This is a genomic window from Streptomyces hoynatensis (assembly GCF_003626535.1).
In the GTDB taxonomy this organism is placed as follows: domain Bacteria; phylum Actinomycetota; class Actinomycetes; order Streptomycetales; family Streptomycetaceae; genus Streptomyces; species Streptomyces hoynatensis.
In genome coordinates this window covers 156,826-169,439 of record NZ_RBAL01000003.1, presented here as the reverse complement: position 1 = coordinate 169,439, position 12,614 = coordinate 156,826, and the positions used below count along the sequence as shown (strand labels likewise).

The 12,614-nt window shown below is 77.0% G+C and carries 8 protein-coding genes; 2 read left to right on the top strand and 6 right to left on the bottom strand.

From position 1 onward, the window contains the following. Positions 1-14: 14 nt before the first annotated feature. Positions 15-467, top strand: a complete 453-nt coding sequence (locus tag D7294_RS06605; protein ID WP_120676536.1) for a Crp/Fnr family transcriptional regulator — start codon at positions 15-17, stop codon at positions 465-467. Between the two features lie 64 nt (positions 468-531). Here D7294_RS06605 and D7294_RS06600 read toward each other — a convergent pair whose 3' ends face one another. From D7294_RS06600 to D7294_RS06580, 5 genes are all read right to left on the bottom strand, one after another. Further along, on the bottom strand, positions 532-4,188 hold the full coding sequence (locus D7294_RS06600) for a hydantoinase B/oxoprolinase family protein (protein ID WP_120676533.1): 3,657 nt from the start codon (positions 4,186-4,188) through the stop codon (positions 532-534). Continuing rightward, the gene (locus tag D7294_RS06595) at positions 4,124-5,098 is read right to left on the bottom strand and encodes an SGNH/GDSL hydrolase family protein (protein WP_174248285.1); all 975 of its coding nucleotides are present in this window, start codon (positions 5,096-5,098) and stop codon (positions 4,124-4,126) included. Before D7294_RS06595 ends, D7294_RS06600 begins: the two co-directional genes overlap by 65 nt. Then, entirely contained in the window at positions 5,095-6,417 is a 1,323-nt protein-coding gene (locus D7294_RS06590) for a glycosyltransferase (RefSeq protein WP_120676531.1), read from the bottom strand. Before D7294_RS06590 ends, D7294_RS06595 begins: the two co-directional genes overlap by 4 nt. Next, positions 6,414-7,538 carry a glycosyltransferase family 4 protein gene (locus D7294_RS06585; RefSeq protein WP_120677088.1) on the bottom strand — a complete coding sequence of 375 codons (1,125 nt, stop codon included), beginning with the start codon at positions 7,536-7,538 and terminating at the stop codon, positions 6,414-6,416. Before D7294_RS06585 ends, D7294_RS06590 begins: the two co-directional genes overlap by 4 nt. A 132-nt stretch (positions 7,539-7,670) precedes the next feature. After that, the gene (locus D7294_RS06580) at positions 7,671-9,107 is read right to left on the bottom strand and encodes a HEAT repeat domain-containing protein (protein ID WP_120676529.1); all 1,437 of its coding nucleotides are present in this window, start codon (positions 9,105-9,107) and stop codon (positions 7,671-7,673) included. A gap of 257 nt (positions 9,108-9,364) precedes the next feature. Between D7294_RS06580 and D7294_RS06575 the strand changes: the two genes are divergently transcribed. Further along, positions 9,365-10,792 (top strand): SpoIIE family protein phosphatase, encoded by a 1,428-nt coding sequence (locus tag D7294_RS06575; RefSeq protein ID WP_120676527.1) that lies wholly within the window; start codon positions 9,365-9,367, stop codon positions 10,790-10,792. Positions 10,793-10,966: 174 nt separating this feature from the next. Here the strand turns inward: D7294_RS06575 and D7294_RS06570 are convergent, their stop codons facing one another. Beyond that, positions 10,967-12,448: a DNA-binding protein NsdB gene (locus tag D7294_RS06570; protein ID WP_120676524.1), complete on the bottom strand. Its 1,482-nt coding sequence runs from the start codon at positions 12,446-12,448 to the stop codon at positions 10,967-10,969. Between the last annotated feature and the right edge of the window lie 166 nt (positions 12,449-12,614).

The window sequence follows — 12,614 nt, the reverse complement described above, 5'->3', positions numbered from 1 at the left end:
GAGGTGGCCCGGCGATGTCGGCTCCACGCCGCCTGATCCGCATCCTGCCCGCCGGTCACCGGGAACGGCTGCTCTCCGTGGCGCGGGAGGTGTCCTTCGCGCAGGGCGAGCGGATCTTCGAGGAGCGGGGGCGGGCCGACCGGTTCTGGATACTGCGCTCGGGAACGGTGACGCTGGACTTGAGGGTGCAGGGGCCGCGTCCGACGGCGGTCTCCTCGCTCGACACCGGCGACCTGCTGGGCTGGTCCTGGCTGTTTCCGCCGTACGAGTGGGACTTCGGGGCGGAGGCGCTCAGCCCGGTGCGGGCCTACGAGTTCGACGGCGGCCAGGTGCAGGCGATGTGCGACGCGGACCCGGCGTTCGGCTACCAGCTGCTCCGGGTGATCGCGGAGATCCTGGCCTACCGGGTGCGGGCGGCCCGGGTCAGGCTGCTCGACCTGTTCGGGCCGCAGGCCCGGCCGAGGTGAGGCGCGGGCCGCACCCGTGTGCGGCACCGGCCGGGGCCGGGCCCCGGGCCCGGCCCACCCCGGCTCAGTCCTCCGGCGGGCCGAATCCGCCGCCGCCCGGGGTGTGCAGCACCAGCACGTCGCCGGGGCCGAGCTCCGCGGTGTCGCTGCCGCGCAGCGGGGTGACCGTGCCGTCGGCCCGCTCGACGAGGTTGGCGCCGAGGGCTCCGGGCAGCCCGCCGGCCATGCCGTAGGGCGGGACGCGGCGGTGGCCGGTGAGCAGGGCCACGGTCATCGGCTCCAGGAAGGCGATGCGGCGGCTGACCCCGTCGCCGCCGCGCCACCTGCCGGCGCCGCCGCTGCCCTCGCGGATGCGGAAGTCGACCACCCGCACCGGGTAGCGCAGTTCGAGCACCTCGGGGTCGGTGAGCCGGGAGTTGGTCATGTGGGTCTGCACGGCCGGGGCGCCGGCGAAGCCCTCTCCCGCGCCGGAGCCGCTGGCGACCGTCTCGTAGTACTGCACGCGGTCGTTGCCGAAGGTGAGGTTGTTCATGGTGCCCGAGCCCTCCGCCTGGACGCCGAGCGCGGCGTACAGGGCCCCGGTGACGGCCTGGGAGGTCTCGACGTTGCCCGCCACGGTGGCGGCCGGGTACTCGGGGGCCAGCATCGAGCCGGGCGGGATGCGGATCTCCAGGGGCTTGAGGCAGCCGCTGTTGAGCGGGATGTCGTCGTCGACCAGGGTGCGGAAGACGTAGAGCACGGCGGCCGTCACCACGGAGCTCGGGGCGTTGGTGTTGCCTGGCTGCTGGGCCGAGGTGCCGGAGAAGTCGAGCACGGCGGAACGGGCGGCGCGGTCGACGGCGACCCGCAGCCGGATGACCGCCCCCGAGTCGGTCTCGTAGCGGCAGGAGCCGCCGTCGAGGGTGGCGATGATGCGCCGCACGGACTCCTCGGCGTTGTCCTGCACGTGCCGCATGTACGCCTGCACCACGTCGAGGCCGAACTGGTCGATCAGGGCGCGGAGTTCGGCGATGCCCTTCTCGTTGGCCGCGATCTGGGCGCGCAGGTCGGCGAGGTTGGCCTCGGGCGCGCGGGAGGGGTGGGGGGCGTCCGCGAGCAGCGCGCGGGTGGCCGCCTCGCGCAGCCTGCCGTCGCGGACCAGCAGCCAGTTGTCGAAGAGGACGCCCTCCTCGTGCACCGTCCGGCTGAAGGCGGGCATCGATCCCGGGGTGATGCCGCCGATCTCGGCGTGGTGCCCGCGGGAGGCCACCAGGAAGAGCAGCTCGGGCGGCTCGCCCGCGGGCTCCGGCCGCTCGGCGAAGACGGGGGTGACCACCGTGACGTCGGGCAGGTGGGTGCCGCCGTGGTAGGGGTCGTTGACGGCGTAGACGTCGCCCGGGCGCATGGTGCCGGGGTTGCGGCGCAGCACCTCCTTGATGGTCTCCCCCATCGAGCCCAGGTGCACGGGGATGTGCGGGGCGTTCGCGATGAGGTTGCCCTCGGGGTCGAACAGCGCGCAGGAGAAGTCGAGCCGCTCCTTGATGTTGACGGAGTGGGCGGTGTTCTCCAGGCGGACGCCCATCTGCTCGGCGATGGCCATGAAGAGGTTGTTGAAGACCTCGAGCTTGACCGGGTCGGCGTCGGTGCCCAGGGCGGTGGCGGCCGGGCGGGGCGCGACGCGGGTGAGCAGCAGGTGGCCGCGTTCGCCCACGGCGGCCTGCCAGCCGGGGTCGACCACGGTGGTCGCGTCCGCCTCGGCGACGAGGGCGGGCCCGGCGACCGCGTCGCCGGGGCGCAGGCCCTCGCGCGCGTAGAGGGGGGTGTCGCGCCAGCGGCCCCCGGTGTACGTCCTGACCCGGGCGAGGGGCCGCAACGCGCCCTCGCGGGGCGGCAGTTGCGAGGCGTGGTCCCGGTGGGGGCCGGCCGCGCCGGTGGACTCGGCCACCACGGTGGCGGCCACCAGCGGCTTGTTCATGGTGAAGCCGTAGCGGGCGCGGTGCAGGGCGTGGAACTCGGCGGACATCTCCGCGGCTCCGGCCAGCGCCACGGGCAGCACGGCGTCGGTGCCCGCGTAGCGCAGGTGGACGCGGGCGCGGGTGCGGATGGCCGCGTCGGCGAGGCCGTCGGCGCGCAGCTCGGCGCGGGTGCGCTCGCCGAGTTCCGCGGCCAGGGCGCGCAGTCCCGGCAGGCTTTCCGCGGTGAGCTCCCTCTCGGCGGACTGCTCGCGCAGGGCCGTCGCCTCGGCCACGCCGATGCCGTACGCGGAGAGCACCCCGGCCAGCGGCGGCACGACGACGGTGCCGATGCCGAGGGCGTCGGCCACGGCGCAGGCGTGCTGGCCGCCCGCGCCGCCGAAGCTGGCCAGGGCGTAGCGGGTGACGTCGTGGCCGCGCTGGACGGAGATCTTCTTGACGGCGTTCGCCATGTTCAGCACGGCGATCTCCAGGAATCCGGCGGCCACCTCCTCGGGTCCGCGCGCGTCCCCCGTGGCCCGCGTGATCTCCTCCGCGAGGCGGGTGAAGCCCTCCCGGACCACGTCCGCGTCCAGCATCAGGTCGCCGCCGGGGCCGAACACGCGGGGGAAGTGGGCGGGTTGCACCCGGCCGAGCATCACGTTGGCGTCGGTGACGGTGAGCGGCCCGCCGCGGCGGTAGCAGGCAGGTCCCGGCACGGCCCCGGCCGAGTCGGGGCCGACGCGGTAGCGGGCTCCGTCGAAGCGGAGGATCGAGCCGCCGCCGGCGGCGACGGTGTGGATGTCCATCATGGGGGCGCGCATTCTGACGCCCGCGACCTCGGTGCCGAAGACCCGCTCGAACTCGCCCGCGTAGTGCGAGACATCGGTCGAGGTGCCGCCCATGTCGAAGCCGATGACGCGGTGGTGGCCGGCCTCGGCGCAGGCCCTGGCCATGCCGACGACCCCGCCCGCGGGGCCGGAGAGCACCGCGTCCTTGCCGCGGAAGTGGCCCGCCTCCCGCAGCCCGCCGTTGGACTGCATGAACATCAGCCGCACGCCGCGCAGTTCCCCGGCGACCTGGTCGACGTAGCGGCGCAGCACCGGGGAGAGGTAGGCGTCGACGACGGTGGTGTCGCCGCGGGAGACCAGCCTGATCAGCGGGCTGACCTCGTGGGAGCAGCTGACCTGGGTGAAGCCTGCCTCGCGGGCGAGGGCGGCGATCTCGCGTTCGTGGGCGGGGTGGCGGTAGCCGTGCATCAGGACGACGGCCGCGCTGCGGAAGCCGTCGCGGTGCGCCCGGCGCAAGGCGGCGGCGACGGGCCCGCGTTCCGGCGGGCGCACGACGGCGCCGTCGGCCCCGACGCGCTCCGGTACCTCGACGACGCGCTCGTACAGCGCCTCGGGCAGCAGGATGCGCCGGTCGAACAGGCGGGGGCGGTTCTGGTAGGCGATGCGCAGCGCGTCCCTGAACCCCTCGGTGATCACCAGGACGGTGGGCTCGCCGCGCCGTTCGAGCAGCGCGTTGGTGGCGACCGTGGTGCCCATCTTGACGATGGCGATCCGGTCGGCGGGCACCGGCTCGTCCGGGGCGGTGCCCAGCATGCGGCGGATGCCGGCGACGGCCGCGTCGCGGTAGCGCCCGGGGTCGTGGGAGAGCAGCTTCGCGGTCTGCAGGCGGCCGTCCGGCCTGCGGCCGATCACGTCGGTGAAGGTGCCGCCGCGGTCAATCCAGAACTCCCAGCGTCCGTTCGCCTCGCCGTGGCCCCTCGTGCCCTCGCTGCCGCTCATCCGGCCATCGTGCCAGCTCCCCGCGCACGGGGGCAGCCCCCGGCAGCCCGCGCAGCGCCGCCCGGGCGGCCTCGTGCGCGGCCCGTTCCAGGGCCTCCTCCCGGCCGAGCAGCCGGTGCCCGGCCTCGGTGAGGGCAAGCCGCAGCAGCCCGGGCAGCAGGTCGGTCGACCTGGCGAGCACCCAGCGGGTGCCGCGGGTCGCCAGCCATCCGGCGCGGGCGAGCCTGGTGGGCGGCGGCCGGTCGGCGCGGGCCGCGGGCGGGGGCCCGGCGGCCAGGCCGGCGCGGGCCAGCCGGGCGTGGAACTCGCGGGCGAGCAGGCGGTGCCCGAGTTCGCTGGGGTGCAGCCGGTCCACGCTCCAGGCGGCGGGCTCGGCCGCCATCGGGTGCCGGGCCAGGTGCACGTGAACGGTGCCGGCGCCGTGGCGGCGCGAGACGTGGTGCACGACCTCGTTGAGCGCGTGCATGCGCCGGGCCAGCGGGGCGGTGAGGAGGCGCGGCAGGCGCAGCAGGCCGCCGGGGTCCGGCAGGCAGGCGGTGAGCACGAGGGCGCCCTCGGCGGCCAGGGTGCCGACGGCCGCGTCCAGGTCGCGGGCGGCGCGGCCGAGGTCGAAGGCGGAGCGCAGGGTGTCGTTGCCGCCGACGATCACGGCCGCCAGGTGGGGCCGCAGCCGCCGGGCGGCGGCCAGCTGACCGCCCGCGGCGTCGGCCGTTCTGGCCCCGCTGCGGGCCAGGTTGGTGACCAGGACCGCGCCGCCCGGGGCGGGCAGCGAGGCGGCGAGCAGCGGCACCCAGCCGCGCCAGCCGCCGCCGGGAAGCGGGTCGCCGAGGCCCTCGGTGAGCGAGTCGCCCAGGGCGACGAAGCGCAGCGGCGCCCCGTCGCCCCGCGGCGCCGCCTGCGCGGCGGTCACCGCCCGCCGCCCTGGCGCGGCACGCGCGCGGGCGCGCCCTCGCCCCGCGGGGCGCTCGCGCCGCGGGGAGCGCTCGCGCCGCGGGTCACGCCCTCGTCGTGGGGCGAAACCTCGTCGTGGGGAGCGACCTCGTCGTGGGGAGCAGCCGCGCCGTGCGGAACGTTTCCGCCGCGTGGGGTGCCCTCGCCGCGGGCGGTGCGCGGCACCTGGAGGGCGTCGAGGAAGGCGTCCACCGCCGTCTGCCAGGGGAACCGCTCGGCGCGCGCCCTGGCCGCGGCGCGGCGGGCGGCCTCCGGCCTGGCCAGGAGGCGCCGCACCCCCGCGGCGAAGGAGGCGCCGTCCCCCGCGGCGCTGGTGCCCGCCCGGCCCAGCAGGGCGGGGACGGCGGAGGCGGCGCTGGCCACCACGGGGGTGCCGCAGGCCAGGGCCTCCATGGCGGCCAGGCCGAAGGTCTCGGCGGGGCCCGGGGCGAGGACGACGTCCGCGGTGGCCTGGAGCACGGCGAGGTCGGCGGGGTCGCCGATGTGCCCGGTGAAGACCACGGGCAGCCGTTGGCTCGCGGCCCGCTCCCCGAGGCGGGCGCGCAGCGGCCCGTCCCCGGCGACCACGAGCCTGGCGTCGAGGCCCTGGCGGCGCAGTTCGGCCAGGGCGTCGAGGGCGAGTCCCGGGCGCTTCTCCGGCGAGAGCCGGGAACACAGGGCGAGCAGCACGGCGGCGCCCCCCGCCAGGCTCTCGCGCAGCGCCGGGTCGCGCAGGGCCGGGCGGCAGCGTTCCAGGTCCACGCCGAGCGGGGCGCGCACGACGTTGCGCGCCCCGACCCGGCGGAACTCGCGCTCCGCCCACTCCGTGGTGCACACGATCCGCGTATAGGCGTGCGCCGTACGGCGGTTGAGCCGGTCGGCGGCGCCGCGGCACCACGAGCCCGGCAGGCCCCAGGTGGCGAGCACCCCGTCGACGCTCTCGTGGGAGACCATGACGGCCGGGACGCGGTGCCGCCTGGCCCACTCGCCGGTCCAGCGCAGCGTGGTGCGGTCGGAGACCTCCAGCCGGTCGGGGGCCAGCGCGGCGAGCAGCCGGGCCAGGCGCCGCCGGTCGGTGAGCACCCGGTAGCCCCCCGTGCCGGGCAGCAGCCGCCCGGGCAGGGTGATCACGCGCCCCTGCGCCGTGGTGGCCTCGGCGGCCTCGGGGCCCGGCACGATCAGCACCGGCTCGTGGCCCGCCGCCAGGTAGCCGGCGCCGAGCTCGCGCAGCGCGGTGCGCAGGCCGCCCGAGGCGGGGGCGACGAAGTTGGCCAGGCGCACGATGCGCAGTCCGCTCATCGCAGGGCCGCCTCCCTGGCGTGCAGCACCCGCTCGTAGTGCCCGAGCAGCTGGTCGCCCACCGCCTCCCAGGTGCGTCCCGCCACGGCCGCCCGGCCGCCCTCGGCCAGCCGCCGGCGCAGGCCCGGGTCGTCGCGCAGCGCCGCCACCGCGTCCCGGATCGCCTCCGCGTCGCCCGGGGGGACCAGCAGCCCGGTCCTGCCGTGCTCGACCAGATCGAGCGGGCCGCCGGCGGCCGGGGCGGTCACCGCGACGCCGCTGGCCTGCGCCTCCTGCACGGTCTGGCAGAACGTCTCGAAGGGGCCGGTGTGCACGAAGGCGTCCAGGGTGGCGTAGATCCCGGCGAGTTCCTCGCCGGTGCGCCGGCCGAGGAAGGCGGCGCCCGGCAGGGCGGCGCGCAGGGCGGGCAGGCTGGGGCCCTCGCCGACCACCACGAGCCTGACCCCGGGCAGGGCGGCGGCCCTGGCCAGCAGGTCGACGCGCTTCTCCGGGGCGAGCCTGCCGACGTAGCCGACGAGCAGCTCGCCGGCCGGGGCGAGTTCGCGGTGCAGCCGCGCGTCGCGCAGCTGGGGGCGGAAGCGGGCGGTGTCCACGCCCCGCCGCCACAGCCGCAGCCTGGGCACCCCGCGCGCCTCCAGGGCCTTGAGCGAGGCGGTGGAGGGGACGAGGTTCAGGTCGGCGGCGCCGTGCACCGCCCTGATGCGCCGCCAGGCGGCCTGCTCGCCCGCGCCCAGATAGGTGCGGGCGTAGCCGGCGAGGTCGGTCTGGTACACGGCGACCGAGGGCAGGCCGAGCCGGGTGGCGAGCGAGGCGCCGCGGGCGCCCAGGACGAAGGGGCCGGCGAGGTGGACCAGGTCGGGCCGGTGGCCGGCCATGGCGGCGGCGAGCTTCCGGCTCGGGAGCGCGATGCGCACCTGGGGGTAGCCGGGAAGGGGGAGGGAGGGGACGTGCACGACGGGAGCGGGGCCGTCGGGCACCCCCCTGACGCCCGGGGGCGGCGCGGGGGCGACCACCAGCGGCTCGTGCCCGCGGGCGGCGAGGTGGGCCGCGGTCCTGAGCGTGCAGTGGGCCACGCCGTTGACGTCGGGGGGATAGGACTCGGTGACCAGGAGGACTCGCATCGGGGAGGTGCGCATACGTGCGTTGTCGCCGACCCCGGTGTTCGCCCGCCCACATCCGCATATCCGTTCGGGAAACGTCCCATGAGGATTCCGCCCGGGGCGGGCCCGGGCGGCGGCCGGCCGGCGCGGGCCTCAGCCGCCGGCGCGCCCGGCGAGCCGGCCGCGGACCACGGTCTGCACCCCGGCCTGCTCGGCCGGATCGCAGGCCAGGCGGCGCAGGCGCTCGACGACCCGGTGGTCCACGGTGGTGGCGTACCGCGCGGCGAGTTCGCGGGTGTCCTCCTCGCAGTCCCACAGGCACTCGACGGCGAAGCCGGTGGGGAAGCCGGGATCGGTGCGGGCCAGCGCGCCCGCGGTGTGGCCGCGCAGTTCGGAGGAGGCCGTCTCGCGGTACACGTAGCGCAGCACGGGCGCGGCGGCCGAGATGCCGAAGCGGCCCGCGCCCTCCACCAGGGGCCGCAGCTCACGGGCGTTGGGGCCGCGGGTGCGCACCGCCCGCAGCAGCGCCGCCAGCACGGTGGGCGCGTCCCCGGCCTGTCCGCGGCTGGCGAGCATGGCCGCCGCGCAGGAGCCGAGTTCGTCCTGCCGCTCCGCCCAGCGGCGCGCCTGGCCCAGGGCGGCGGGGCCGCTCATCCGGGAGAACGCCGCCACCGCCGCGCGGGCCACGTCCCGGTCGGCGCAGGCGGCGGCCGCCGCGATCAGCCCGAACGCCTCGGGCGCGCCGCGCTCCGCGAGATGGCGCAGGGCGGTGGCCCGCGCCGCGGGCGGCCCGTCCGCCGCCGTCGCCACCAGCTCGGCGCGGTCCTCGGGCCCGGCCACGGCGCCCAGGCAGCGCGCGGCGGCGGACACCCGCCACTGCCGCGGGAAACGCTCGTAGCCCTCCTGGGCCCAGTCGAGGACGGCCCGCACGCTCCAGCCGGGCTGGGGCCCCGAGGGCCGCAACTGCCGCCGCCAGCGGTCGAAGGCGCCCTCCTCCAGGGCGCGCGCCAGCCGGGCCCGCTGCCTGGGCCGGTCCGGGTCGTCGGCCCACAGCTGCCAGGGGCGCCGCTCGAAGGAGTCGCGCACCGCGGCGGTGAGCGCGGCCTCGCCCTCCTCGGTGAGCGGGAAGCGGGCCAGGATCTCGGGGCCGAGGGCGCGCAGGCCCGCGTCCTCGTCCCGCACCGCCAGCTCGTCGAGCGCCCAGCGCCAGTTGCTGCCCTGGACCGCGTAGCCGCGCAGCAGCGCGAGGGCCTCGCGGTTGCCGTAGGAGGTGAGGTGGCCCAGGACGGACAGGGCGAGGCCGGTGCGCTCCTCGTCGGTGCGCTGCGCGTCCTTGGGGTGGGCCAGGTGCGCGGCGATGCCGTCGAGAGGGGCGCCGAGCTCGGCGTACAGCCGCGCGTAGTACAGGGAACGGTGCTCCAGCCGCCAGTCCGGGCGTGGGTCGTGCAGCACGCAGCGCTCCAGGGCGGCGACGGCCTCCGCCCGGGGGGCCGCGAGGGCGTGCAGCCACCCGTCGCCGCGCCCTCGCTGGAGGAGCCCGAGGAGGGTCCCGCTGGGCGCTATGTCTGTTTCGATGGCACTGGCGAACATATGAGTCAGCATCCGGGGCGGTCGGTCCGGTGGCAACGGGATTTCTCCCCCGCCCCGGCCCTGCGGCCGGGAGGGTGCCTTCAGGCGCTCCTTGCCGGTGAGAAGCCGTTCTACACCTTCCGGGCGCCCTCCCCGTCACCGCGGGCGTCCGCGGCGGCTGAATCTGTCACGGAGCGGGGAAGTCTGTGCCACAGTCTGAAGTCGTCCCACCGACCGCTTGGGCCCAGGGCCCGACCGCGCCGTATCGGGGTTCGCACATGCGCTACTCACCTCAGCACCCGGAAACGCCCGCGAACGGCCTCGCCCCGGGCGCCGCGCTCGACGAGCTGATCGGGCGCGCCCGGCGGCTGCGCGAGGACGTGGCCGCGCTGCGCCGGGGCGAGCGGGACGAGGGTCCTGGGCACCGGCTGCGGGACGCGGTGTGGGAGCTGGCGGCCGAGGGGCTCTCCGCGGTCGCGGAGGAGCTCTCCCGGCTGCGGCCCGGGCCGCAGGGCGAGGGCCTGGCCAGGCTCGGCGAGCGGGTCGGCAACGCCGAGTGGAACCTGCTCACCGACGGCGTCGTGTGGTCGGACGAGCTGTACTCGATCTTCGGCAGGCCCGTGGAGGAGGGGCCGCTGACGCTCGACCAGCTGCCCTCCTGCCTGCCGCCCGAGGACCAGCCGGCGCTGACCGGGGCCGTCACCGGCTGCCTGGTGGACGGGCGGCCGGTGGACTGCGAGTTCCGCGTCGTACGCCCGGACGGGACGCTGCGGACCGTGCAGATGGTGGGCGAGCCGGTCTTCGACGAGGAGGGCGGCACGGTCGCCATGTGGGCCATGATCCGCGACCTCAGCGAGATCAGGCGCAGCGCGGCGGACGCGGCACGGGAGGAGGGCCGGGGCGCGCCGGCGGGGGGCCCCGCGGAGGAGCTGCGGCGGCAGCGCCGCGCCGCCCGGGCGGGGCACGGCCTGGCCATCGAGCTCCAGGACCAGGCGCCCGCCCCGTGGCTGGCCCCGCCGCCGCCCTCCCGGGCGGACGGCCCGCCGGGGACGCTGGACCTGGCGGTGCGCTACCTGCCTGCGGCACCCGGGGTGCCGTCGAGCGGCAAGTGGTACGACACGCTGCGCCTGCCGGACGGCGGCTTCGTGCTCAGCATGGGCGACCTGTCCGGCCGGGGCCCGGCCGCGGCGGTCGGCACCGCGGCGGCGCTGGGCGCCGTCCGCGGCATCGCGCTCACCGGCGCCGAGCCCGGCGAACTCCTCGCCCACCTGAACCAGTTGCTCGACCGCGAGGCGCACCCGGTGCTGGCCAGCGCGCTGTGCTGCCGCTACGAGCCGGGCGGGCGGGTGCTCACCTGGGCGCAGGCCGGTCATCCCGCGCCGATGCTGTGCCGGGCGGGCGCGGGCTGGCCGCTGCCGCGCCCGGCGGGGACGCTGCTCGGCGCCGTGACGGACGCGGTCTACGCTCAGCGCACCGATCTGCTGGAGCCGGGCGACGTGCTGGTACTCCATACTGACGGTCTGTTTTCGGCCATCCCGCAGGGGACGCCCACCGGGCACGGCGGGGATCTGCGGCTGATCAGTCTGGCCAGGCGGCTGTCCGCGGCCGGCAGCGCGGGCGAGGGCCTTGGCGTGATCGCGGCAGAGTGCGGCGAGGCGGGCCGCGAGGACGACGCCTGCGTGCTGGTCGCCCGCGTGCGGCCCTGACCGCCCGGCCCGCGCCCGCCCCCCGACGCCACCGTCGCCCTCGCAGGTTCCGCCCCCGCTGCCCCGCCCGCCGGCCCCCGCCCGCCGGGCGGATGCCGGGCGGGCGCGGGCCGGGGGCGCGAAGGGGCGGCGGGCGAGGCGGGGCAGGCGCGGGCCGGCGGCCGCGGCCGGCCCTCAGACCAGGCGGGTGCTCAGCGCCGCGCCCGCGGCGGGGCGCGGCGGCATGGCCTGTTCGAGCTCCTCGCGCAGCGCCTCGATCCGCGCGTAACCGGCGTAGTAGCCGGTCAGCCGGTACATCTCGCGCAGCCGGTCCCAGGTGCGGTGCGAGGAGTTCTCGGAGATGCTCGCGAGCGCGAGCCTGGCGTACCTGTCGGCCTGCTCGGGGTCGTCGCCGAGGAAGCAGGCGGAGGCGAGGGAGATCTGGTCGAGGATGCGCGACCTGTGCCGTTCCGTGCCCTCCCGCAGGGCGAGCGCCCGCCTGGCGTGCTGCGCCGCCGGGCGGGCCGCCGCCGGGTCGTGCTCGGCCAGCGTCCGGTAGGCGAGGGCCTGCATGCCGTGCAGGTCGGCCTCGTCGAACAGCTGCATCCAGCTGGGCGGGGGCACGTCCCCGCGGTCGGAGACGAACAGGTCCTCGGCCTGGCCGAGGATGCGGCGCATGGCCTGGCCGTGCCCCATCGCCGCCTGCGCCCAGGCCTCGATGGTGCACAGCATCGCCCGGGTCCGCGGCAGGGCCTCCTCGCCCATGCCGGAACGCGCCAGGTGCATGAGGTCGAGGGCGTCGTCGGGGCGCCCGAGGTGCACCATCTGGCGCGCGGCCCGGGAGAGCGCCTCCCCGGCGCGCGGGCGGTCGCCGCCCTCGCGCGCGGCGTGCGCGGCGATCACGAAGTACTTCTGCGCGGTGGGCTCCATGCCGACGTCGTGGGACATCCAGCCCGCCAGCACCGCGAGGTTGGCCGCCACCCCCCACAACCTCCGCTGGAGGTGGTCGGGATGGCGGTAGGCGAGCATGCCGCCGACCTCGTTGAGCTGGCCGACGACGGCCTTGCGCTGGAGGCCGCCGCCGCGGGCGGCGTCCCAGGCGCGGAAGATGTCCACCGAGTGTTCCAGCGCCTCGACCTCCTCGGAGCCGACCGGAGCCGCCTCGTAGCGATCGAGCCCGGCCGGGTCGGCGTCGGACAGCGGGTCGTGAGGACGTGTGCCGGCGCGGGCCGGTGCGGCCCGCAGCCAGTCGTGCATGGCATCGCTGAGTGCTGATCCTGCGGCGAGCGCGGCGCCCGCACCCACCATGCCGCGTCGGTTGAGCATGAGGTCCATTCCCGTGAATTCGGTGAGGACCGCGGCTGTCCGCCGGGGCGTCCACGGCAGTCCGTGCACGGAAGGCCGCGCCCCCGCCTGTCCTGGCCGGCGCAACCCGAGGTCCTCGATGGTCACGACACGGCCGAGTCGCTCGGTGAACAGCATCGCCAGCACCTCGGGCACCGGATCGCGCGGGATCTCCCCCACGTCCATCCAGCGCCGCACTCGCGAGGTGTCGGTTGCCAGCTGAGGGCAGCCCTGGACCGCCGCCTGCCGGTTGACCAGCCTGGCCAGCTCCCCCTTGGACCACCCGGTCAGCCGGAACAGGTCCGCGAGCCGTGTGTTGGGTCTTCTGCTCACGTCAAGCCCCCAGGATCTCGGCTAAGTTGACAGTAACCGCGGCGCAACGTCCCCATGACGATTCGCCATGGTTCGCCAGGGCCCGCCAGGTGGTGTGCCACCCGTAAGAGGGAGTGGTGTGGACCTCGCGCTCCCCGGGTTTGGCCGGCCGCGGGCATTTCCCCAG